At 38.7% G+C, this 24189-nt stretch carries 17 protein-coding genes; 12 read left to right on the top strand and 5 right to left on the bottom strand.

Features of this window, described 5'->3' with window-relative positions; all coding sequences use genetic code 11:
* The first annotated feature begins 171 nt into the window (after nucleotides 1-171).
* From pheS to BQ7364_RS16995, 3 genes are all read left to right on the top strand, one after another.
* On the top strand, nucleotides 172-1206 hold the full coding sequence (gene pheS, locus BQ7364_RS16985) for a phenylalanine--tRNA ligase subunit alpha (protein WP_072685946.1): 1035 nt from the start codon (nucleotides 172-174) through the stop codon (nucleotides 1204-1206).
* A gap of 23 nt (nucleotides 1207-1229) precedes the next feature.
* Entirely contained in the window at nucleotides 1230-3623 is a 2394-nt protein-coding gene (gene pheT / locus BQ7364_RS16990) for a phenylalanine--tRNA ligase subunit beta (RefSeq protein WP_072685948.1), read from the top strand.
* Nucleotides 3624-3858: 235 nt separating this feature from the next.
* Nucleotides 3859-4401: a hypothetical protein gene (locus tag BQ7364_RS16995; RefSeq protein WP_072685949.1), complete on the top strand. Its 543-nt coding sequence runs from the start codon at nucleotides 3859-3861 to the stop codon at nucleotides 4399-4401.
* A 192-nt stretch (nucleotides 4402-4593) separates the two neighbouring features.
* On the opposite strand, the gene BQ7364_RS17000 is transcribed toward BQ7364_RS16995, so the two are convergent.
* Complete coding sequence (locus BQ7364_RS17000; protein ID WP_072685951.1) at nucleotides 4594-6780, bottom strand: glycoside hydrolase family 9 protein; 2187 nt, start codon at nucleotides 6778-6780, stop codon at nucleotides 4594-4596.
* Nucleotides 6781-6937: 157 nt separating this feature from the next.
* On the opposite strand from BQ7364_RS17000, the gene BQ7364_RS17005 reads away from it, so the two are divergent.
* The gene (locus BQ7364_RS17005; RefSeq protein WP_072685953.1) at nucleotides 6938-8029 is read left to right on the top strand and encodes a glycosyltransferase; all 1092 of its coding nucleotides are present in this window, start codon (nucleotides 6938-6940) and stop codon (nucleotides 8027-8029) included.
* 163 nt (nucleotides 8030-8192) lie between these two features.
* Here the strand turns inward: BQ7364_RS17005 and BQ7364_RS17015 are convergent, their stop codons facing one another.
* From BQ7364_RS17015 to BQ7364_RS17030, 4 genes are all read right to left on the bottom strand, one after another.
* Nucleotides 8193-8522, bottom strand: coding sequence for a glycosyltransferase family 2 protein (locus BQ7364_RS17015; protein WP_072685955.1), 330 nt, complete (start codon nucleotides 8520-8522; stop codon nucleotides 8193-8195).
* A gap of 71 nt (nucleotides 8523-8593) precedes the next feature.
* Nucleotides 8594-10030 carry a hypothetical protein gene (locus tag BQ7364_RS17020; RefSeq protein ID WP_072685957.1) on the bottom strand — a complete coding sequence of 479 codons (1437 nt, stop codon included), beginning with the start codon at nucleotides 10028-10030 and terminating at the stop codon, nucleotides 8594-8596.
* A gap of 18 nt (nucleotides 10031-10048) precedes the next feature.
* A complete protein-coding gene (locus tag BQ7364_RS17025; RefSeq protein ID WP_159432841.1) occupies nucleotides 10049-11296 on the bottom strand; it encodes an MBOAT family O-acyltransferase in 1248 nt (415 codons plus the stop codon).
* A gap of 155 nt (nucleotides 11297-11451) precedes the next feature.
* Complete coding sequence (locus tag BQ7364_RS17030; protein WP_072685961.1) at nucleotides 11452-13455, bottom strand: hypothetical protein; 2004 nt, start codon at nucleotides 13453-13455, stop codon at nucleotides 11452-11454.
* A 172-nt stretch (nucleotides 13456-13627) separates the two neighbouring features.
* On the opposite strand from BQ7364_RS17030, the gene BQ7364_RS17035 reads away from it, so the two are divergent.
* The 8 genes from BQ7364_RS17035 to BQ7364_RS17070 all read left to right on the top strand — a co-directional run bounded on the left by BQ7364_RS17035 (nucleotide 13628) and on the right by BQ7364_RS17070 (nucleotide 24084).
* Entirely contained in the window at nucleotides 13628-15559 is a 1932-nt protein-coding gene (locus BQ7364_RS17035) for a phospholipid carrier-dependent glycosyltransferase (protein WP_072685963.1), read from the top strand.
* 14 nt (nucleotides 15560-15573) lie between these two features.
* Nucleotides 15574-17292, top strand: a complete 1719-nt coding sequence (locus BQ7364_RS17040) for a hypothetical protein (protein ID WP_072685965.1) — start codon at nucleotides 15574-15576, stop codon at nucleotides 17290-17292.
* Nucleotides 17293-17325: 33 nt separating this feature from the next.
* Nucleotides 17326-17778: a DUF2383 domain-containing protein gene (locus BQ7364_RS17045; protein ID WP_072685968.1), complete on the top strand. Its 453-nt coding sequence runs from the start codon at nucleotides 17326-17328 to the stop codon at nucleotides 17776-17778.
* Nucleotides 17779-17915: 137 nt separating this feature from the next.
* Complete coding sequence (locus BQ7364_RS17050; RefSeq protein WP_072685970.1) at nucleotides 17916-18326, top strand: GtrA family protein; 411 nt, start codon at nucleotides 17916-17918, stop codon at nucleotides 18324-18326.
* Between the two features lie 89 nt (nucleotides 18327-18415).
* Nucleotides 18416-20491, top strand: a complete 2076-nt coding sequence (locus tag BQ7364_RS17055; protein WP_072685972.1) for a DUF6077 domain-containing protein — start codon at nucleotides 18416-18418, stop codon at nucleotides 20489-20491.
* On the top strand, nucleotides 20484-22163 hold the full coding sequence (locus BQ7364_RS17060) for a 6-pyruvoyl-tetrahydropterin synthase-related protein (protein WP_072685974.1): 1680 nt from the start codon (nucleotides 20484-20486) through the stop codon (nucleotides 22161-22163). Before BQ7364_RS17055 ends, BQ7364_RS17060 begins: the two co-directional genes overlap by 8 nt.
* A complete protein-coding gene (locus BQ7364_RS17065; protein WP_072685976.1) occupies nucleotides 22160-23101 on the top strand; it encodes a glycosyltransferase family 2 protein in 942 nt (313 codons plus the stop codon). Before BQ7364_RS17060 ends, BQ7364_RS17065 begins: the two co-directional genes overlap by 4 nt.
* Nucleotides 23102-23103: 2 nt before the next feature.
* Entirely contained in the window at nucleotides 23104-24084 is a 981-nt protein-coding gene (locus BQ7364_RS17070) for a glycerophosphodiester phosphodiesterase family protein (protein WP_072685978.1), read from the top strand.
* Nucleotides 24085-24189 lie beyond the last annotated feature (105 nt).

The raw sequence follows: 24189 nt of genomic DNA on the forward strand, positions 1-24189 counted from the left end.
GATCCCCGTCTTCCTCACGTTACAGGGAAAATTAAGGTGTATCTTTGCGCCGGCGGACGCGTTGGTGTCGGCAGGCAGGGCAAGGATAAATCAGGATGGTACCGCGAGCCGTCGTTCCTGAATCAGGAACGACGTTTTTTATTTTTGTAAAGGAACAAAGGAGAACCGATTATGGAAAAAGTTCAGCAAGTCCAGGCTCAGGCGCTGGAAGAAATCAAAGCCTGCGAAGATTTGCAGCAGCTGCAGCAGATCCGGGTGACGACGCTGGGGAAGAAAGGCCCAATTCAGTCGCTAATGACGATGATGAAGGATCTTTCCCCGGAAGAAAAACCGGCTTTCGGTCAGGAAGTCAACGAGTGCAAGAAAGCCGTTGCCGCCGCGATTGAAGCGAAAATGGCGGTGCTTGAAAAAGCGGCGATGAACCGTAAGCTCGAAGAAGAAAAAATCGACATCACGCTGCCGGGCGTGCCGTTTCGCACCGGGACGCTGCATCCGCTGACGCTGATCAGCCAGGAAATCGAAGATCTGTTCATCGGCATGGGCTACACCGTCGCCGAAGGTCCGGAAGTCGAACTCGATTTCTACAACTTCGAACGCGCCAACATCCCGGCCGATCACCCTGCCCGCGATATGCAGGATACGTTCTACATCAATCCGAAGGAGCTGCTGCGCACGCATACCACGGCGATTCAGATGCGCGAGCTGGAAAAGGCCCATGGCCAGCTGCCGATCAAGGTCATCTGCCCGGGTAAAGTCTACCGCCGCGATGACGACGATGCGACTCACTCCCATCAGTTCATGCAGGCGGAAGGTCTGGTCGTCGGCGAGAATATCACGCTGACCGACCTGAAGGGCACGCTGCAGTTCATGGCCGACCGGATGTTCGGCAAAGGCCGCCAGATCCGTTTCCGTCCTTCGTATTTCCAATTCACCGAACCAAGCGTCGAGGTCGACGTCAGCTGCCACATCTGTGGCGGCAAGGGCTGCCCGGTCTGCAAAGGCACCGGCTGGATCGAAGTGCTCGGCGCCGGGATGGTGCATCCGAACGTGCTGGAAATGGCGGGCTTTGACTCGACGAAATGCTCCGGCTTCGCCTTCGGCGTCGGCATCGAGCGTGTCGCGATGCTGAAATACGGCGTTGACGATATCCGTAATTTCTATATTAACGATACCCGGTTCCTCAAAATGTTCGATCGTTTTGACTAATCGCTGAAGGAGGAAAAAAGAAAATGAGAATGAGTATGAACTGGCTGAAGGAGTACGTCAATCTGGACGGCGTCACCCCGGAAGCCTTAGCTGAGAAATTAACGATTGCCGGACTGGAAGTCGAAGGCATCGAAAAAGTGGCCGAAGGCACGAATCTGGTCATCGGTCAGGTTCTGACCTGCGAGAACCACCCCGACAGCGATCATCTGCACGTCACGACGGTCAATGTCGGCGACGAAGTGCTGAATATCGTCTGCGGCGCGCCGAATGTCCAGGCGGGACAGAAAGTCATCGTATCCAAGGTCGGAGCCGTGCTGGCCGGCGGTTTTGAAATTAAACCGGCCAAGGTGCGCGGCGTGGAATCCAACGGCATGATCTGCAGCCTGTCGGAGCTGGGCGTGGATAAAAAAGCCCAGACGGAAGAACAGCTGAACGGCATTTACGTTTTTGACGACGAAGCGCCGGTGGGTGAAACCCGGGTTCTGGAATACCTGGGATTGGACGATACGATCCTGGATATCGGTTTGACGCCGAACCGTGCAGACTGCAACGCGATGTGGAATCTGGCGAAGGAAGTCGGCGCGGTGCTGCACCGCGAGGTGACCTGGCCAGACTGCAAGTCCGCCAGTCAGATCGGCACGCCCGGCAATTTCAAAGTTGCCAGCAAGACGGAAAAATGTCCGGTATTCGTAGGCAAGGTCGTTAATCACGTGAAGGTGGGCCCTTCGCCGAAATGGCTGTCCAACTATCTGCATGCCTATGGCATCAAATCGATCAACAACGTCGTCGATATCTCCAACTTCGTCATGGTCGAAACCGGCCAGCCGCTGCACTACTATGATTTAAGCAAGCTGCCGCATCATGAAATTACCGTTGTGGACGACGTTGAGATGACGATGCAGGCGCTGGATGGACAAGACTATGAAATTAAGAAGGGCGATCTGTTGATCACAACCGGCGGCGAACCGACGGGAATCGCCGGGATTATGGGCGGCGAGGAAAGCAAGATCGACGAATCGACGACCAGTATTTTCATCGAAGCCGCCGTTTTCAACGCGGTATCAATCCGCAACACTTCACGCCGGCTGGGCTTGAGCACGGAAGCCGCGATGCACTTCACCAAAGGCGTGGAGCCGATGGCGCCGATCAAAGCGGTTGACCGTTCTGTTCAGCTGTTAAAAGAACTGGCGGAAGCCGACGGTTTTGAAGAAAATGTTCTGGTGGGAACGATTGAGGATCCGGTGAAAACCGTGAGTGAAACGCTGACTCACTGCAATACGTTGTTAGGCACAGAATTCACGATGGATCAGGTGCTGGGCGTTTTGAAGGATCTCGATCTCAATCCCGTCCAGGACGGCGACTGCTTTACCTGCACGATCCCATCTTACCGCACAGATTTAAATATCCGCGAAGACATCGACGAAGAAATCATCCGCCTGTTAGGCTATGAAGACCTGAAAACCACGCTGCCGACGATGGAAGCGACGGCCGGGCAGCTGACGGACCGGCAGGCGATGCGCCGCAATCTGCGCAGCTCCCTGAATGGGCTCGGACTTTCCGAAGTCATCACCTATACGCTGGTATCGCAGAAAGCGATCGACAATGCACTGATGCCGCTGGGCGAGGCAGTCGCTCTGGCTGCGCCGATGAGCGAGGAACGCAAATATGTCCGAACCTCGCTGATTATGAGCCTGCTGGAATGTCTGGCTTACAATCAGAATCATAAGAATGAAAACGTGAATCTGTTTGAAATCTCCAACGTCTATGCGGTCAATACCCAGCAGGAACGGCTGGCGATCGTGATGTCGGATTCATTGCAGAATTCCAAGCTGAACCGGATCGATATCCGCAGCGATTTCTTCGCGGCTAAGGGCGTCTTGACAGAGACGCTGCGCAGACTGGGCTTTGCGGCGGAACGGTTAAGCTTTAAGGAAAATGATCAGGATGTGGAACATTTCCATCCTTACCGCAGTGCCTGCGTCATGCTGGGAAATCAGCTGCTGGGCGTCCTGGGCGAAATCCATCCAGTCCTGGCGAAGGAGCTGGGGATCGGCAAAGCGGTCTATGGGGAATTCAACCTGGAGCTGTTGTTGGCCAGCAAGGCCAGCAAGGTTAAATTCAGTGCGATCAATCGGTTCCCGGCTGTTCACCGCGACATCGCTTTAGTCGTGAGGGAAGAAGTGAAGGCGGAGCAGCTGATGAAGGCGATCAAGGCGGCAGGCAAGCGCATGGTCAAGCAGGTCGAGGTTTTCGACGTCTATCAGGGTGAACATGTCGAAAGCGGCAAGAAATCGGTAGCGCTGTCGATCACCTATCAATCGGAAGATCACACGCTGACCGATCAGGAAATTCAGGACGTGCATCAGACGGTTCTGGCTCGTCTGGAAAAGGATTGCCAGGCTGTGCTGCGCGGTTGATTCACAATTCAGTTTTCGAACAAGATCCGGTGAAAATCGGGTCTTTATTTATGCAAAAAGATGTAAAATTGAGCTTGCATGGAATCCCTGATGAAGCCGTGGTTAATCATTTCGTTCATCCGTCGATATATTTTTTTCCAAACTCTGAAAAACTCTGAAATCCCCTCTTGTCTTTGATTCAAGAGTGCGGTAATATGAAGAAGTTCACGTTTTTGGTGAAAGAGAGGGAAGTTTTGTGGTTGAATTTAACAATGAAGAGATGCAAGGTGAAAGACGTGAGACCTTTGTTATCCAGGCTGATCGCTTTGGTGAGGACAGTGCGTTAAACAGTGTCCGGGAGAAGCTTCGGCCCTTATTAAAAAGAGGATTTGCCGGGTTTGCGGAAAAGCGGATGACGCAGTGCGGAACGCTGAATCCCTATTTGTACCGGGCTTCCTTAGTTCGGGCAACGGCAATTTTAGGCGGCCATTTGGTCTGGAATCAAGGCGAAGACTGGTTGGTCAGTGAAGAAAGACAGATTTTACTGAAGGAAACTTCGCTGGAAGGTACGGCCTGGCTGGTTGCTTTGTTATATTATATGACGATGTTTGAAACAGGAGCGAAGTTAATCATCGAAGCTCCGGAGCAGGGCTTAAATTTGAATCAGCAGAAGATGCTGAGCGAAATGATGGTGTTGTATGAAGCGGTGGATGGCGTCGTCGCGATCACGAAATCGGATTCGCCGTATTTTCAGATCAATCAGGCGGAAGCCTTGCCGCAGGCAGATCATCGTGATTGATTCACACAGGATGCAAATGCAAGAACGAGGCTCAATGATGAACCTAATAAAAAGATCAGATTCCAGGAATGGCTGGATATTCTGATCTTTTTTTCGTTATCGTCCGGGATTGGACAAGTTCGCCTTGGTTCGTGTTCAGCTAAACTGGACAGTGAACGAGAGGGAAGAAAGTTATTTTTTTGGAAAGGCTGGTTAGTTGGCGTTTTCTACGGCGCTGATCAGAGCCACCAGCGGGGAATTCCAATAGATCGCCACTTCGTTGGTTGAATAGCTTTCCGCATCATCGACATAACACTTGGCCGGTGCGGTGTCGCCGTTAAACAGCGACTGGGTCACAGGATCCTCGAGCGCGGAATCCGGACCGCCGACCAGCGCGCCGGGCAGCAGAGCATTTGCCGCGGAGGCAGGACGGTGATGGAGGTGCTGAGGTGAATGAATTCCGGAATTGGTCACAAAGGAGAGATTCAGGCTGTTGCGGCCCAACAGATAATGGAGATGGTCAGCCGCGCTGTTGACATAGTTGACGTTGGCGCGGATATCGTTGGCCAAGGCCAGAATTAAACCGTTGTTGGCGATATCGGCATTGCTGCCCCAGGCGTATGCGGAATACAGGGAAACAAAATAGCCGTCGTTGGACGTGGCGTTGAGGACCTGTTCGGCATCGGTGATCAGCTTGGACAGCAGTTGTTGATAGAAAGTGGAATCGGCGTTTTGAACATTGGAAAGTTTTAATATCAGGTAGGTGCCATAAGAGCCCATCGTTTTCCACTGCACACCGGTCAGCTGATCGGCGCTGGCCTGGAATATCGTTTTTACGGAATCGAGGTATTTCTGTTCGCCGGTCGCGGCGTAGAGAGCGGCCGAGGCGAGATAGCGCTCATCGGTATCGTTGTCGTCGCTGTATTGGCCGGCGGAAAAGCCTTCCGGATTGGTGTAGACAGAAAGGCTGGCTGACTGCAGATAGTCCCAAGACAGCTTCGCGGCGTCCAGGCAGCGCTCGGCGAACTCAGGATCGATATCTTGATAAATAAAATAAGCCAAAGCCATTGCGCCGACAAAATCGCCGGTGGAGGTTGTCATTTCCTGCATGATATAGAGCGGAGCCTGATCGTGATCCGGCATGATGAAATCCGGGAATTGCGCGGTGACGACTTTATCATAAACGCCGCCCCAGCCGTTCTGCATCTTTAACAGCCATTCTAACTCGACGCGGGCTTCATCAAGAATATCCGCGACGCCGTTGCCGCTTTCCGGAATGCCGATCGCGTCGGTGAACAGATGCGGGTTCATTTGGTAGGCGAGCATCAGGTCGATGACTGCTTTTGTCCCAGTCGGCACATAGCGGCCGTAATCGCCGGCGTCATGCCAGCCGCCGCTGACATCCAGCTGCTGATAAGTGCCGTAGATCGTAGCGATCTGGGTGTGGCATTGTTCATGGGCGAAGGCCCCGGCCCAGTCGGCGGTTAACGTCTGACCACAGCGCTGCAATGAGAGCATTTTGACGGTCTGATCCAGCAGGTTGTGGTACAGGTCTTCCTGAATTTCAAATTCGTAGGAGGTTCCGTTAAGCTGGGATTGCAGGCGGTAGCGGCCAGGGGTTGTGAAATCGCTGAAATCGCCGTAGAAGGTTGTTTCCTTCGTGCTTTCGTTGTACAGCTTCCGCAGAATCGGGGCGGTGTAGACGACGGCGTTGGTGTTGGCGTCGATCACCTGGAAGCAGTCCCCCTGATCGAACGGGAAAACAACTTTTTTCTGAGCGTTGGGCAGGTAGCCGGTCTGGTTGATTTTGATATTCGGCTCTGTCGGGCCATCAGAGGCTTCCTGAAGGATTAAATTGGAGATGGTGACTTCATGGTAGTCGTAGGTAGTTTCGGGTGTTGGCGCGCCTGTATTGAAGGCGAGACGGCCGTTCCAGGAGGTGTTGCCCTGGATTTTGATGTCGAATTCATAATGCGTGCCGTTTTCGGTGGCCGTCAGCATCTGCGTGAATTCGATCGCGCTGTCGTCGACGTTCATGACGAACACCTCGACCGGACGCTCGATCGTAGCGCTGAGATCAAAGCTGAGGTGGTAGGTGACGCCGTGAATCAGCGGCAGGCCTTCGTGATAGGTCTGGACGCCGAAAATCTCGGTGCCGGGGGAGTTCATAATAATTTTAATGTTGGAAAAGGTGCTTTCGAGAATGCCATAGCCGTCGGTGGACGTTAAGGCCCAGGTTGTTTCAAATTCCGGCTGGGCGATGGGAGCTTGCGTGACGGGTAAATCCACGACGCTGATGACAGGATTGGAGCTCGGTTCGGACGTCGGTTTATTTTCAGCCTTGGAGCAGGCGGTCGTTAAGTATAGCAAGGCCAGCATGGAAATCAGAATTTTTTTCATTGAATCCCTCCTTCGATGAATAGTACTATGATACAACAAATAAAAAAAGAAAGGGGTGGAAAATTCTGATTGACTGAAAATTGTAATATTTTTAATTTTTATGATTTTTTTGTTATAATGTATTCAGCTACTAGAAATAGTAGTAAGAGGAAACTATATGCGAAAAATGTTAATTATTACTAATTCAACCCCAATTCAACCAAGAATTTATAAATTATCACAAATTTTTAAAGAAATGAAAATTGATTTAACTTATTTGGTGTGGGATTGTGAGAATGATCAAAATAAGTTTTTATCTGACAATATAATCTATCATTCTAAAAAAATAGGATATGGACATCCGATAAAAAAAGCCTTGGATTCAAAAAATATGATTATAAAAGCAAGACAGATAATTAAGGAGAAAGAAATTGATTCTATTTATGCTTTCAATATAGATTCAGCAATAGTAATGGCATTTAGTTGCTTAAATAAGAAGGATTTATTCACAATTTATGACGCTGCAGATTTACCTGTTATGGGAAAACATTTTATTGATAAGGGTTTAAGATTTTTCGATAGAATGATAAGCGAAAAGGCAAATGTGATATTTTTGGGTTCTAGATATTTTACAAGTTATTATAAAAACTATAAAAGTAAAACTATAGTGATAGAGAATAGGGTGACAAAAAATTACAAAAAAAATTTATATTATTCTGATGTGAATGCTAGGAAAAAACAAGTAAATAAGTTAATAATATCCTTTATTGGAATTGTGAGATACAAGGATATATTAATTAATTTGTTTAAAGCTACTCATAAATTGCCAGTTTTGATAAATATTTATGGAGGAGGTATGGATAAAGTATATTTAGAAAATTTTTGCAAGGAAAATAATTATGTGCATGTTAAATTTTGGGGATGGTATAATAATACAGATTTAGAGAAAATATATTTTGAATCAGATTTAATTTGGTCAGTATATCCAGCAAAAGGCTTAAACGAAGAATTAGCGATTAGTAATAAATATTTTGAGTCTATATATTATGAGAGACCGTGTGTTTTTGATCTTCGGAGTAAAGTCGGTGAACTTGCTGTAAAAAAAGATGTTGGTTTCATTGTTGACGGCTATGATGTAGAATCAATAAAAAGATTTTTTGAACAATTACTGAAAGAAAAAGATAAATTAAAGAATATGAGAGAAAACTGTTTAGAAAATATTGAATATTTTGAAGATTATTATAAACTTATTGAAGACAGATTATTTTAAGGAGAAATAGAATAAATGAAGGTAATGGTAATATTTGGAACTCGTCCAGAGGCTATTAAAATGTGCCCATTGGTAAATGAATTAAAACATAGGAACAGATTAGAAACAATTGTTTGTGTAACTGGACAGCACAAAGAAATGTTGTCATCTGTTTTAGATGTTTTTAAGATAATACCAGATTATAATTTACATGTAATGAAAAATTGGCTTGATGCTGGCCGTCTCCATCAAATTGAATGGCACAATCATAGTTGTTTTCATAACCATATTTGTAGCCTAGCTGCATTGCACAGCTTAATCCCATGTTGCAAGGTAGATCGATATGATTGTATTTTTTTTCATCAAGTAATTCCTTTGTGTTATCTGTACTACCATCATTAATAATGACATATCCAAAATCACTATAATTGCTAAAGTTATCTTTTAAATTACTGATTACTTTGTCTATGTTAGACTCCTCATTGTATGCAGGTATAATTACAAGAAGTTTCATTTTTTCACCCCGTAGTTAATAATATCATAATTTAAGTTTTAAATTATATAAAATTCAATTTTTATGAAAATTCAACGACTTTTTAACCAAAAAACCATTGAATAATTAATATACAATGAATCAAGTACTCTTCCTTGTGTATCAATTATAACAATTTTAAGTCCTGGATCTTCCGAGGTTTCTTGTTTCCCGTTTATGATGATATTATTATTTTCAAATTTTACACTTGCATTTTTAGATTTATACTCTTTTACTAAGCTGTTATCCTCTTCATAAAATAATACTTGATCATTTTGAGTTACCATAATGAAGTCTTTGTCTTTATTATTGATAAAATCAAAGTGAATACCAACATTATTTAACATTTGACTTTCATATTCTCCAATAAAAGAACGTCCATCGGTTCCATTATAGCTAATTGCAAATGTAAACCCTGATTCTTGAATATAATCAAAGTAATTGTAAATATCATCGACACTTTGTAATAATTTTTCCATCGTATCATTGTAGAGTTGATCTAAAGCAGTTTCGTACGATTCAATTTTCTTCGGCTTTGAAGCGCTTAAGTGATAATCTTGTTTTAAGACTTCAATCAACTTATTCATGAGTTTTGTAGAACCGCGGATATTAGTATGCCAGATATCGCCATCCTGATCAAAATGAAAGTTCATTTCTTCATAGAGATCGTTAAAATCGATGAATTGAATTTCTTTTCTTTGAGTATATTGCTTAATATATTGAAGCATATTGTATTCTTGCTGGGTGACATAGAACGGGGTTTTGACTAATAAGAGCGGTAAATTCTTTTTCCTGCATAGATCAATAATTTTATCAAGATATTGCAGATTGGTTTCATCGGGTTTTACAGTTTCTGTTTGATGGTAGGTATCTCGTTCTATTTTTTTATCAGATTCAGGATAGCCCATAGTCCAACCGAAAAAAGGATTGAAGTGCTTTTCAAAAGGAAATTTAAAATCATCCAGTGTCATTTCATTCAATCGTGAGTGATAGAGTCTCAAATCTAACAAATAATCCAATTTCAGTGATTTATCGCTTATTTCTTTTAGAGATTGAGCTCGATAGATCTCATTTCGCAAACCTTCAGAGTTCTTTTTATAAATTCCGTCTGTCTGGCAGGCTTTAGAGCTTTCCAGAAGACCGAAGACATCGAGGACAATAACTTGAGGTGTTTGTGTCTTTAACGCTTGCTTGAGGTAGTAATAGGTCTGTGAAAAGGGTTGACACTCGCCTGCGAAAACATAACTGTAAGCTCCTGTTTTTTTCCAGAGAATTGCTGGATTGAAGGCATAGTAAGAATGGCTGGAGCCAAGGAAAAGGACATCTAACGAATCTTTTTCGAGCGCATAGAAACCTTCTGTTTTGTTCGTCATATCATCCGGCGCTTCATAGTATTTTGGATGCAAAACGATTGAAAAGTAAGTCATCAGCAGACAAGCTGTGATCACTAATAACATACATTTAAATATAAACTGAATTGTTTTCTTCATTGTCATTACCTTCTTTAATTAAAACTGAATGTAAATAAATTGATTCGCATCATATCCTGTTCCATACACGCCAAGAATAAGGAAAGTGGAGAATAAGAGAATATAAATTAAGAAACGAAATACAAAATTTCTTTTTCTAAACCATTTGATCATATCGAAATGATTTCGCAGGAGATCTAAAATTACAATAATCAAAATGAAGAACAAAGCGATGGAGAGTTCTTTTGAAGAGATTTTAAGTAAATCTAAGTTGAGTTTAAAGGAAGGGAAAAATAATGCTTTCTGTAATATTGCCAGTGCTTGTTTAACATCTGTTATTTTAAAGAATACCCATGAGATAGCAATTAAAACAAAGTTAAGTATAATCTTTAAAAACCGGATTATTGAATTCGAAGCTTTCTTCGATAAATGTATGATTTGTTCAAATATTTGTAAAAGGGCATGGAAGAGTCCCCAGAGAACAAACGACCAAGAGGCACCATGCCATAAACCGCTAATCAGGAAGACAACAATCAAATTCCTGTATTTCTTTGCCGTCCCTTTGCGATTCCCGCCTAAGGGAATATAAATATAATCCCGCAGCCATGAACTAAGGGAAATATGCCAGCGCCGCCAGAATTCAGAGATGCTCTCGGCAAGATAAGGTGTTTTAAAATTTTCTTCAATCTTGAATCCAAAACATTTCGAGATACCAATTGCCATATTGGAATAGACATCAAAGTCTAGATAAATTTGAAAAGAGTATAAGATCATGGCAATCCATAGTAAACCTCCTGAGGCTTCTTGCCATTGGAAGTAGATGGAATCGACTAATATTAATAAATTATCAGCGATCACTACTTTTTCAAAACAACCCAAGGCTGTACGGATCAAACCTGATTCAATCCGGGATGTTTTCCAGGGACGCTGCTTTTTTAACTGTGTAAAAAAAGATTTTGGTCGATTAATCGGCCCGGCTGTAAAAACTGGGAAAAAGGAAAGATAAAGCCAGCAATTTAGATAACTGGTTTCTGCGTCCATCCTTTTTTTAGCAACTTCAATACAATAGCTGATTGCTTTAAAGGTATAAAAGGAGATGCCAACGGGCGCTAGCCAGGAAAAATGGAAGAAAGGAAATATAAATTTATAATATTTGAAAATAACTAACCCCGCTGCTAACACAACAAGTGCAATTAATAATTCGGACTTTTGCTTTTTCCTTTTTGTTTTACTTAGGCGCAGTCCAAGAATATAGACAACAAGACTTACTACAAATAAATAGATCACGCTCAATAGCCCGAATGAACTGACATAAAATAAATTAATCAGAGTGAGCCAATAGTTTTGAATCCGTTTAGGTATCATATAGTAAATAACTAAACTGATTATTAAGAAAGCTGCAAAATTTAATGAGGTAGGCTGCATGGTTGTTCTCCTTATCTTTAATGGAATAATCTATAGAATTGCGAGTACAACTGAGGATTAGTGAGCGCAATATTGTCTGAGTCCGGAAGAAAGAATAAAAATAAATTATATAAAATACCAATCAGGCATAGAAATAAAACTATATATATGAATATTTTTCTTACTTCTTTATCTTTCATTTGAATATAAAGAGCAAAGAGAATAAGCGTGGTTCCTATAAAAATAAAGATTGCAAAATCGGAAATGTAACGTTGTAATAACCCTGCACATTGAATATCAATAAATATAATAAGAATACCGAGGATTGGAAAAGTAAGATAGCTAATTAAAGTTTTAGGTTTTTTTATTCGTTTTAAATTTGGTAATAAAAATGAAAAATAAAGAATAGGGTTGCAAGATAAGAGCCCTCCTGTCATTGATTCTCGAGTAAGTTCCCCTATATAATTTGTATTAAATTCAACGTATTGAAGATACGGAAAGACAGATTGTATATTCGGAAACTGAAATAAATAAGTGAAAATTCCTATAAAGAATCGATCAAAAACAAAACCTCTCCGAGTCATATCGTTGGTCGTTAAATTATAGCTTGATCCAAAATCAAAAGGAGAATCAAAGCGTGTCCAGTTATAGAACATTAATCCTGCAGCGATGATGACATAGGGGAGTAAGGCAACCATAAGGTATTTTTTGTTTTGTTTTTCTCTTAGATTCATTAATTCGGGTAGGAAGAAGAGGAATGCTAAGAAAGAACCGAGAATCAGTTGCGGTCTGCAGGCGGCAACGAAGGCCATACAACAAGATCCTATAAACAAAATTTTGCAATTAAGCGAATGATCAGTTTGCTTGGATTTCAGCCACAAAAATAGTCCCCAGATCGTAAGCGCCAATCCCATCATAATGGGTACTGAATAAATATCAGGACGTCTGGCTATGAAAAAAGCCCCGCTGCCCAATATTGTGGCTGAACTTAGTAATAGACTTAAACCGAGTGGTATTTTTCTTTGATAATAACGAATAACAATTTCTTCAAAAAACAAGAAAACTCCAAGAATGAAGAAAATTTCAGAGATCATAATTGGAATGGGATTAGGAAGATAAGTTCCTGTAATTAAAAAATAAGGAAGATAGAAGACCAGTTCCGGACCAATTCCAAAATACACAAAATATTTACCTTTATAATAAGCAAAATCCCAGAAATAATAGACATCTTTCTTGATTCGGAGCGAACTATCATAGGGATTTGATAGTTGTTTTAATTCTTCAGAAGGATCGACGAGTAAAGATGTCTGTCCCTTAGCTAATGCTTCAGCTAAATAATGATATTCTTGAGGATGAGGATAGGCTGTATCTTTCCAGAAGAAGGGATTAGAGAAAAGCACAAGAACAAATAACAGGATATGGCATGAAGCAGTTACAATAATCATAGTCTTCCGTTTTGTTGAATTTCCTTTAAAAGAGAGAGTAAAGAAGCTGCGATGCTGATATAATTGATAAATAAGGATGAAGAGGATGAACAACGTTAAAATTCTTAATGTTTGTATTTTCAAGGGAACTCGAACATTTATTTCAGAAGCGATTATAGTAAATTTGGCGTTATCTGGATTATAGAAAGAAATAAGTAGACTTTTTACATCACCATAGGGGTGTATTCTAATGATGTGCGTTTCTTCCAGAGATTCAATATAAGTTTGATTCCCTTTATAACTCATTTGGGAATGACCTTCATCGCTATAATTGATTTTTAAATCGAGCGTAGTCGGGCAGCCATTTCCTTCACAGTGCAGATTGATTTTTATATTCTGGACATTTTGATTTAAATAATTATATTGTATTGTTTGTAAACTTTGATCTGGGAATACTAATTTATCGGATATAGAATTTCCGTCGATAGAAATTTGATAGCCAGGTTTACTTTGAGGAAATGTAAGTGATTCCCAAGTGCGCCAGTTAAAAATGAAAACTTCAATGGCCATGACAACAAGTAAAAAAATGAAATAAGGATAGAATTTCTTTTTCTTCATTTTCTTCTCCCCTGTAAAAATAAATCCCCGAAATAGTTCTTAAAAAAATAATACACAATTTATTCAAGAAATTCTATAGTTAGTGTAAAGTTGTAAAAGAAATGTAAGTATGAAGTATGTAGAAAGCCTGGTTTGATTCTGATATACTATTAGCTAAAAGGAGTCCTGAAACATGTTAAAAGAAATAAGTTTAACGCTTTTTCATAATCAAGAATTAATTAGTTTGCTTCTAATTGAAGGTGTTATCCTGATTGTTTCTTTTATGATATATAAGAGTTTAAAGAAAAAAGATGAAATAATAAAGCCTCATTCAAAAGAAACATCCGCTGGAAAGGCGGTCTGGAATGCTTTCGACAGTTTAATATGCGGAACAATAACGTTTATGTTCCTGGCTGTTGCATTCTGGCAATTGGGGGACACTGAAATGCCGCAAACGCGCTGGCAGCCAACCCAGTCGAATGAATCTTTTATTTTACAGATTGCGGATGGAAGCAGTGCCTTTGATCGAATTTATCTGCTTTCTGGTGAGGGGGATAATAATGCATTGGAAAGCGGTTATCAAATTGGTTTAAGAAATGTCTTAATTGAAGGATCCAATGATTTAGTAGATTGGGATAATATTTCGCAAATTGATAACAGCAGTTATCTCCAGTGGAAAATTATCGAAGGACAATGGAATTATCGCTATCTTCGTATCACGGCTGGAGAAAAGAATAATGTTATTAATGAAATTGGATTGAAGCGAGCGGGATTTAATGATTTTTTACCATTGACTGTTTATTCGAGTAATCCTGAAGGCACTTACGATCCGCAGTTGGTTATTGACGAGCAGTCTAAGCTGAAGATCGATCCGTTGTATCTGAATGAAACTTATTTTGACGAGATCTATCATGTCCGCAATGCTCAGGAAATTGCTGAAGGTCAGGTTATGTATGCTTTCGTCCATCCGCTTTTGGGAACGCAAGTTATTGCGTTTTTTATCAAATTATTAGGTAATAATCCTTTTGCGTGGCGATTTGGCGGGGTTCTTTTCAGCGCCGCGATGATCCCTCTGTTGTATGATCTTTGCCGCAGATTATTTAATAAGACTTTTTACGCAGCTCTGGGAGCTGTTTTCCTGGCCTGTGATTTTATGCATTTAACAACGGCGAGAATCGCTACGTTGGAACCTTTTTCTGTTTTCTTTATTTTACTGATGACTTATTTCATGATTCGTTATTGCTTGATGAACTTTTATGTGGATGATTTTAAGAAATCATTAGGTTTATTAGCCGCAGCTGGAATTAGCATGGGAATTGGCGTTTCCGTAAAATGGACAGGTGTTTATGCCGGGATGGGACTTACCGTATTATTTTTCAGCAGCTTAATCAGCCGTTATGTTGAATACAGACAGGCGAAACGATCAAAAGATCTAACTGCATTAGAAAAACATAAAATTGAAGTTTTCCCTAAATACTGTTGGATTACCCTTCTTTGGTGCTGCCTGTGGTTTGTTTTGATTCCTTTGATCATCTATGCTTTATCTTATTTGCCATGTATAATCAATCGCGGCGAGGGATGGAGTCTGGCCGGAGTTTTCAAGCAGACTATGGGGATGTATAACTATCATGCGAATCTTGACGCAACCCATCCTTTTCAATCGGTATGGTGGCAATGGATACTGGATGCCCGTCCAATTTGGTATTATCATCATATCAGTGAGAATCTTGTTTACACCATCTCAGCTTTTGGCAATCCGCTGATTTGGTGGTCTGGGTTTATTGCGATTCTTTTCTGTGCCTATGAATTTATCAGAAATAAAACAAAAACAGCGGGAATGATTTCAGTCTGTTATTTTGCTCAGCTCATTCCTTGGATGTTAGTCACTCGCTGTGTTTTTATTTATCACTATTATCCTTCAGTTCCATTTTTAATCGTCGCGCTTGTATACGGATTGAAATGCTTGGTTGACAAGGATGTTCGTTACGAAAAGCGGATCAAAATTTTTGCCCTTGCTTGTATTTTGCTTTTTGTTTTATTTTTACCTGCGACAGCTGGCTTTGGCACAACTCAAGCTTATATTGATGGATTTATGCGATGGTTTCCAAGTTGGTACTTTGGATAAAAGGAGGGCAAAAGATGAAGCGAAAGCAACAACTGATTTTTGTTCTATTCTGTTTTGTTATTGCCTTGTTATCTTTAGCTCCTTATTGGACTCATGGAGTTAATTTGGAACATGACACATGTTTTCACTTAAGCAGGATTGAAGGTTTGGCGCAAAGCTTTAAAGACGGAATTTACATGCCGCGAATTTATCCCTATAAGAATAATAATTTTGGATATGCCAGTCCGTTGTTCTACTGTGATTTTTTCTTAATCATACCCGCCTTACTCTATAATGCGGGCTTAAGCTTGGCGCGCAGCTATCAATTCTTACTCTTGCTTTGCAGCTTTTTTTCGGCTTGGTATATGGGAAAGCTAACAATGAAGCTTAGCCGGCAGCAGCCGGCAATGTATTTGGCTGCATTTCTTTATGTTTTTTCACTCTACCGATTCACCGATATTTATGTTCGCGGAGCTTTAGGGGAAGTGCTGGCCTTTGTCTTTATGCCTGTGGCTTTAATTGGAATCTATGAAGTCCTTTGGGGTGATGAAAAAAAGTGGTCTTGGCTAATGACGGGCTATTCAGGCTTACTTCTTTCCCACACGCTATCCTTTTATCTGATGGTTCTAATTTTGATTGTTTTCATCCTTATTCGCTGGCATGTGTTAAATCAGCAGAGACAGAGGGGAACAGCGATCACCAAAGCAGCTTTATGGGCAATCGGCTTATGTTCCTTTTATCTGTGGCCAATGCTGGAACAAATGACAAGTCAGGAGCTATACTTACATTATTATGCGGGAAGCTCTGATTTGGCATCGACCGCATTAAATGCCTGGCAATATACCGAAATGACGATGAATTTTTCCGTTTCTAATGTTGCTTATGATCCAGGTCAGGCAATGACGACCAATCTGGGCGTTTTGATACCTATTTTACCTTTGCTCGGCGTATTTTTCTTTAATCAAGAAAAAACAAAAGAAAGTAATTTTCTTTATCTGATTTGCGGCTTGGGTTATCTTTGTTACTTCTTATGCAGCCGATTATTTCCCTGGGAATACTTTGCGTGGATGCGAATTATTCAGTTTCCGTGGCGATTGATGAGTCTTGCTGATTTATTTCTATGTCCTGCTGCAGCGATTATCTCCGTAAGATTTTTTAGAAGATCGGGCATCATAGTTGTTCCGTTTTTAATTGTTTGTGGAATAGTGGTGGGACTTATACGGATTATGCCTGTTGCTGAAAGACCAATTGTTTTTGGGACAGACATGCCGTATGAAGCTTTGATTGATGGAACTTTATTGGATCCATACTATGGCGATTCTTTTTATGTCCGACCTGAAATCGCCGGCGCAGATTATTTGCCAGTAGCTCAAACCGATTATCGTATAGCATCCCGTTGTGTGACTGTCGAGAATAAAGAAGTTGCCTGCGGCATTGAAAAACAAGGAAACAAAACAAGTTTTGAAATTACCAAGATGGGAACCAATACATGGATGCAAATACCGGTGACTTATTATAAGGGGTATACTGCTGCGGCGGTGGATACGAATGGTAAACAATTCAAACTCCCTGTAATAAAGAATAAAGACAGCGGATTGGTTGAAGTAAATAATAAGAATGTTACATCGGGAATAATTACTATAACTTATTCAGGAACCTGGATCCAAAAAGTTTCTGTGCTGCTTACTTTCTTAACCTGTTGTTTATGGACCTGCACTCAACTTATCTATAGAAAAAAGGATAGATCGTTATAAAAATGGGGAATACTATTTTTAGAGGTGAATGAAATGAATTCTATGGATAACGAAATTGTTAAAGATTTAAACGAATTATTAAGAGGGTGTCATATGGGGGCATCGACGTTTAAGGAGTATTTAGTCGAAGCGCAATCAGAAAAGTTAAGAGAAACATTAAAGCATTCGTTAGATATTTTTCAGAAACATGAAACTGAATTGACAAGCAGAATTAATTCCTATGGTGAGGATGCGGCGGATTCTACTGGGATCATGGCTGTCTTATCTGAAATGACTGAGAAGATTAAAACGATGATGGCAGATAGTGACGAAGAAATTTTGAATCAATCAATCAAAGCGATGGACATGGGATTAAAGGCTTGTCATGATTTTATTGATAGACATAAACAGGTACCTGAAGAATTGTTATTTGTCATTCATGATCTTGAAGCGGATTACAAAAAGGTTTATCATGATTTGACTGAATTAAAGTTAAATAATTATTAAGGCTTGATTGCTTAACGCATTCAAGTTTTTTATTTAGAAGAAATCGTTAATTTTATAGGTTGTTTGAAGAAGAAAATGAAGCTTTACGAATCAAAATATGATAAACTAAATAAGGTTAAAGAGTTAAGGAGTTCAATATGTTAGAAAAAATAAAAGAAAAATTTTTAAATAGAAGTTTTTTATCGTTTGCTTTTATCGGTGCGTTCAATACGATTTTATCTCAGATATTATATATGATTTTCGTTAGTTTCAGTATCGCAGTATCGACTTCAAGTTTACTTGGAGATATTGTTCCTATGTTTTTTTCTTATTTTTTAAACATGCATTTTACTTATCATGAAAAACCGAATTGGAAAAGCTTTATTTCATTTCCAATCAGTTATCTTCCGGGAATTATCATTAATATGGTAATGACTGTAATCTTCGTTAATTGGATCGGCGTGGACAAACTTTTTGCCAAAGCTTTCGCCTTGCCGCTGACAATTCCTATTAATTACTTGACAATGTCCTTAATCGTAAAATTAACATCGAATAAAGATAAAAATTAAGGTGAGTACGGCCGGTTCCAGTGTTTTCTGGGCCGGCTTTTATAGAAAGTCAGTTTGATCTATGATATGATTTACAAGGTGATTAGGTTATGATTAAAATATTATTAGCTGTAGGTGTTGTTTTATTTTGCAGTGCTGGTTATGGATTGTTTGCTGAGAAATTATTAAAATTAAAGCCGACGGGCTTTACCGCTCCTTTGGGCTTTGTTTTGTTATTATGTACGCTGCAGCTATGTTATTATCCTGTACAGTTCTTTAATGGGTCTGTATCTTGGAGTTATGCTAGCAGTTATCTAATATTCGGCTGTTTACTACTATATTCGTTATTTCATATTAAGGAATTATTTAAACGTTACTGGCAATGGAATACCCTTTGGATTATAGCTTCATTTCTTGCTTTCATCGCTGTATTTTACCAGTTATTTATCGATATTGGTTTCTCAGATTCACCAATGTATTTGAATTACATTGCTCAGAATATTGATAATCAACATTTAAATTTATTTAATTTGTATTCTGGAAAGGTGGGCGCTGAGTGGGATGCGCTGTATTTGTTCCAGGGTTATTATCATTTCGGTACTTTTTTATGCCATATAATTAATGTTCCGTCAGTTTTATTAGGAATTGGCGGTAAAATTGATAATATTGTAATCTCTACGTGGGGATTAGGCATGATCTATTCGTTGATTTCTTCCATGTTAATAGTTAACTTTGCTGAAGGGTTAAAGATCAAACAAAAAAGTGTTAAGTATGTGCTTATTGCATTTACATTATTTTTCAGTAATTTCTACTATTGGCGTGTTGCCTTTGCGTTTTATGGGAATACTTACCGCACTCTGCTAGCTGCTTATTTAATCTATACAGCGTATTGTTGGCTGCGTGATAAAGAAGATTCGTTAAAGTATGTCATGATGTTCATCGTCGGAGCGGGTTTAGCTTGTTCCTCATCTTACTTGTTTATTTCCTTTGCGATTTTATTTAGTTTGGCTGCTTATCTTTTTGTTAGTAAAAAAGAGAATGCCTTTGTTGATATGTCAATCATCGTTTTACCTATGGCGATCTATGCGGTTGCGATGTTTAGTCGGAATAAGGAAATTCCCTGGATCGCTCCCGCACTAGCTCTAATTTTTATAGCTTATTATAGTTTGCGATTCACAAAGTGGATGAAGAAAATTATTGATATAATTGAAAAATTCTTTTTCAAACATGGTAAATTTATTTTCTTTATTCTTATTCCTGTTCTTATGATGGTGTTTGCGGCTTATGTTAATTTCTTTAAACCTGATTATTTATATGATTATGCCTATTATTTCAATAATCATCAAGATTATGACATGGTTAAAGATTATTATTTCATTTATTCCCATATTTTCGATAATATTCTTAACATTATACGATGGATCGGCGTTATCTTGATTCTTTGGAAAGCTCAATCAGAAGAACAAAACTATATAAAATCTTTATTTGTTATGATGTTGATTTTATTTTTAAATCCATTAGCGACGACTGCGGTAGCCTACTTGATTGCCTCTAATGTATTTTATCGTACTGTAGAAGTTTTGTTTAATCCATTTACAGAGATGTTGATTTTATTAGCTGTTATTCAATGGCTTGATCAGCGAGAATGGATAAAACGGATGTTATTAGTTATTCTTTGCGTCGAGATTGTTGTCGGTCATGTTGCTTCTTATTTGGATTCTGATTGGGGATTATATACCTTTCATGTAAATGGAGGGAAAACAGTGAATCCGATCTATAAAATCAGTGATGAGGAAATTGAGGCGATACATGTTCTTGAGGGGTTAATTAAGCGTGACCGAAATCGATTTAACGATGAGCATCAACCGACAATTATTTCTCATGCGGAAGGGGTAAGAACTTTTCTTCCTAATGTATATCAGATATTTACTGCACGGGATTATTATTATATTTGGAATCGAGTTGATTGGATTTTCTATGATTTAGCCCGCAGACATTATGATTGGGAAGCTCCAGCAACAGAAGATTATGCTCGTTCCTGTGGTTATTTGGATTATTATGACGTTGATTATCTTATTATTCAGTATTGGGAAAATCCAGAATTTGATAAGGCAACAGATGCTTGTGCGATAACAGAAATAACTACAGCGAAGTTTAAGATTAAGAGTGTGACAAAAAATGAATAGAAAACGAATATTAATTTTATTATTTTGCTTGTGCTTAACTGTGGTGTTCTGCATACCGTTGTTTTCTTCGGTATCGCTCTATTCAGGTCATGATACTGATTATCATATAGCTAGAATCTATTCTTTATCTAAAGCAATCCAATATCACGATTATTTTCCATCTTTATTTTACCTTCAAAGTTATGGATATGGATATGCTTCGCCTCTTTTTTATTCAAATTTCTTAATCTATATACCAGCAGTTTTAAATGCAATCGGAGTAAATATTACAACAAGTTATAAAATGTTCATTTTTATATGTGTGTACCTAACGTCGCTTTTAATGTTTTGGTGTTCATATCGTATCTTTAAAGATTGTAAAAGCGCTGCAGTTTCTAGTGTTTTATATATCTTTTCAAACTACTTTATAACAGATGTATTCTATAGAGGCGCTTTGGGAGAAGTACTTGCATTTATGATTGTCCCAATAATCATGTTAGGTGCTTATAATCTGATTGAAGGTAAAGGAAATGATTGGTTTTTGCTTACCATTGGGTTTTCGTGTCTGTTATTGGTTCATAATATCAGTTTTATTTTAATATGTTTTGCTTTTGGATTATATCTGATGATTAATATAAGGAAGTTTCTAACAAAACGTGTATTGTTAAATTTGTTTAAAGCAGTGATACTTTCAATAGGGTTAACCGCATTTTTTCTTTTCCCAATGTTAGAACAATTGAACGTAGGGATCTATCGAGTATCATCTTATTTTTCGGATAATAGTTTTGCTAAAAGTCTATTGACGTTTTCAGAAGCGATCTCTATTTTTCCAGGAACCGGTATGATTTGGGGAATAGAGGATAACAAAATTAATATGAGCATTGGAATAATTCAAATTTTTATAATTTTAATTTCTTTATCAAAATATAAAGAAAATAAGCGAGCATTCTTTTATGCGGTGATTATATTGATTGTAATCTTGATGACAACTCGTTATTTTCCATGGCAATATCTGCTTAAACCTAATTTTATTCAGTTTAGTTGTCGATTATTAATTATAGCTATACCTCTATGTGCTATTCTTGGAGGGTTTTTGGTTAAGTCAAATTTGCGTTCATCCGTTTTAATAATAATGTTAGCAGTAGGCTTCGGGTTATTTCAAATCTATCCTTTGATTTCATTATCAAAAATAGATGAAAATAATCTAAAAACATTAGATTTATACTATAATGGTCAAGGGGACAGATTAAGTGAAGAAATTTGGGCTTTAGGAGCTTTAGATTATATGCCTATAACAATTTACGATCAGCTACAAACTCGTGAGAAAAGTATATTAGTAAATGATGGACAGAGAATTTTAAATTATAAGCAAGATTATAATCTATTAACATTTGAGGATGAGAGAGAGTCTTTAGTTGAATATGTACTTCCTTTAATCTATTATAAAGGTTATAAAGTTGTTGAAATTTTTGATGACAAAGAACAAAGTTTGAATGTATATCCAAATGAAGAAGGGTTTGTTTCTTTTTCAAATAACACTCTTTTAACAAATGTACACTATGAAATAAAATATTCTGGCACTTTAGTTCAAAGCTTAAGTAAAATAGTATCTATCATAAGTATATTTATTTTAATTTACATGAAGTGTTATGAATCAAATATTAAAAATATAAAGAGGAGGATAAATTTATGAGTAAAGTTGCAGTCTTAATTCCATGTTATAATGAAGAACTAACAGTTGAAAAAGTTGTAAAAGATTTTAAAAAAGAATTGCCTACCGCGGATATCTATGTCTATGACAATAACTCTAAAGATAAAACTGCAACTTTGGCATTAGCTGCAGGCGCGATAGTTAGAAAAGAAACTGCACAGGGAAAAGGAAATGTTGTACGCGCAATGTTTAAAGATATTGATGCTGACGTTTATATTCTTGTTGATGGTGATGATACTTACCCTGCTGATGAGGTACATAAATTGATTCAACCAGTTCTAGAAGGATGTGCGGATATGGTTATAGGAGATCGCCTTTCTAATGGAACATATTTTGAGGAGAATAAACGAGGCTTTCATGGATTTGGTAATAATTTAGTTAAAAATCTGATTAATTTTCTGTTCAAAAGTAATATTAACGATATCATGACCGGATATCGTGTCTATAGCCGTAGATTTGTAAAAAATATGCCGGTTATGAGTTCGGGGTTTCAAATTGAAACTGAGATGACGATATTCTCACTGGTTTACCGCATGAAGCTTGTTGAAATTCCGATAACATATCGAGATAGGCCAGCAGGAAGCGAGTCAAAACTAAATACATTTTCAGATGGCTTTAAGGTTTTAGTAAAGCTATTTGATTTGTTTAAAAACTATCGACCTATGTTATTTTTTAGTTGTATATCTTTTTTGTTTGTAACTTTAGGTCTGCTAATAGGGATACCGGTCATTACAGAGTTTGTTAAAACTGCATTCATTACTAAAATTCCAAGTGCAGTACTTGCAGCTTCTTTGTTTATTATAGCTTTTCTGCTTTTTATGGTTGGAATTATCTTAGATGCTATTAAAAATCAGATGTGTATTTTATTTGAATGTCAGTTGAACCAATTTGAATATCAAGAAAAGTGTAAAGTGAGGTAAATATGAAAAAATTGTTAATTCTTGCAATCAGTGTATTAGTGCTCACAGCGTTCGGCAGTTTTGCTTTTATTTTATTTAACAACATATATCAAGATAAAGGAAATTTTGATGATTATAGAGATAATGCTCCTGTTGTTAATATTGACGAAACAGAACAAGTGTTAAAAATCACTTCTGACGTTGGAGAGTTAGTTGAAGATTGGAATCATACGTATCGAGTTATGGCACATGCCTTAGGTGGCATTGGAGAGTATGATTACACGAATTCTTTAGAAGCTTTTTATCAAAATTATAATGAAGGTACACGGTTGTTTGAAATCGATCTTGATACAACGTCGGATGGGGATATATGCTTAATTCATACTTGGGAAGATTTTCGTAATAAATTAACGGATATTGGCGGAGATTGGCCAATGTCTACGGACGAGTTTAAGCAAGTTAAGATTCATGGAAAATATAAAACAGTGATGTTTAAAGATCTTCTGAAACTTATGAACGAAATTCCGGATTTTTATATTATCATTGATTCTAAAACTTTTGATATTGATGGATCGAGAGTGATGTATAACAAAATGATAGACGAAGTAAATTCAGTTAATCCAGACTTAATCAATAGAATTATACCTCAAGCCTATACTCCAGATATGTATGTTTTCTTAGATGAGAATTATGACTTTAATAAAATCATATTCACTCTTTACCATTATTATGTTGATTCTGATGGACAAAAAATTTATCAATTTGTTAAGGAACATAAAGTGCCGGTAGTTGTTATGCATATGGATAATGAATGGGCTACAAAAGTAATTACTGATATTTATGCTTATGCTGAAATGCAGGATTATGAAGATCAGTTTACAATCTATATTCATACAGTTAACCAGATAGATAAAGCTTTGAAAATTATTAATGATAATCATTTCTTTGGTGTTTATTCAGATTTTATTACAGAAGAGGCGCTGCAACAAGCTATGATATCTTGAAAATATCTGAATTAGAATAAAATGAGCTATCCTTAAGAAATCGATATGATTCTTAAGATAGCTCTATTTTTTGATGAAGTATATACATATGACCATTGTGAGATT

It is taken from the genome of Holdemania sp. Marseille-P2844 (assembly GCF_900120005.1).
GTDB lineage: Bacteria > Bacillota_I > Bacilli_A > Erysipelotrichales > Erysipelotrichaceae > Holdemania.

What these genes read in the sequence shown, in the direction of transcription:
- BQ7364_RS17035 (WP_072685963.1), top strand. Translation starts at nt 13,628, where the DNA reads ATGTTAAAAGAAATAAGTTTAACGCTTTTTCATAATCAAGAATTAATT.
- BQ7364_RS17070 (WP_072685978.1), top strand. Translation starts at nt 23,104, where the DNA reads ATGAAAAAATTGTTAATTCTTGCAATCAGTGTATTAGTGCTCACAGCG.
- BQ7364_RS17030 (WP_072685961.1), bottom strand. Translation starts at nt 13,455, where the DNA reads ATGAAGAAAAAGAAATTCTATCCTTATTTCATTTTTTTACTTGTTGTC.
- BQ7364_RS17040 (WP_072685965.1), top strand. Translation starts at nt 15,574, where the DNA reads ATGAAGCGAAAGCAACAACTGATTTTTGTTCTATTCTGTTTTGTTATT.
- BQ7364_RS17005 (WP_072685953.1), top strand. Translation starts at nt 6,938, where the DNA reads ATGCGAAAAATGTTAATTATTACTAATTCAACCCCAATTCAACCAAGA.
- pheS (WP_072685946.1), top strand. Translation starts at nt 172, where the DNA reads ATGGAAAAAGTTCAGCAAGTCCAGGCTCAGGCGCTGGAAGAAATCAAA.
- BQ7364_RS17065 (WP_072685976.1), top strand. Translation starts at nt 22,160, where the DNA reads ATGAGTAAAGTTGCAGTCTTAATTCCATGTTATAATGAAGAACTAACA.
- BQ7364_RS17050 (WP_072685970.1), top strand. Translation starts at nt 17,916, where the DNA reads ATGTTAGAAAAAATAAAAGAAAAATTTTTAAATAGAAGTTTTTTATCG.
- BQ7364_RS17060 (WP_072685974.1), top strand. Translation starts at nt 20,484, where the DNA reads ATGAATAGAAAACGAATATTAATTTTATTATTTTGCTTGTGCTTAACT.
- pheT (WP_072685948.1), top strand. Translation starts at nt 1,230, where the DNA reads ATGAGAATGAGTATGAACTGGCTGAAGGAGTACGTCAATCTGGACGGC.
- BQ7364_RS17015 (WP_072685955.1), bottom strand. Translation starts at nt 8,522, where the DNA reads ATGAAACTTCTTGTAATTATACCTGCATACAATGAGGAGTCTAACATA.
- BQ7364_RS17055 (WP_072685972.1), top strand. Translation starts at nt 18,416, where the DNA reads ATGATTAAAATATTATTAGCTGTAGGTGTTGTTTTATTTTGCAGTGCT.
- BQ7364_RS17000 (WP_072685951.1), bottom strand. Translation starts at nt 6,780, where the DNA reads ATGAAAAAAATTCTGATTTCCATGCTGGCCTTGCTATACTTAACGACC.
- BQ7364_RS17045 (WP_072685968.1), top strand. Translation starts at nt 17,326, where the DNA reads ATGAATTCTATGGATAACGAAATTGTTAAAGATTTAAACGAATTATTA.
- BQ7364_RS17020 (WP_072685957.1), bottom strand. Translation starts at nt 10,030, where the DNA reads ATGAAGAAAACAATTCAGTTTATATTTAAATGTATGTTATTAGTGATC.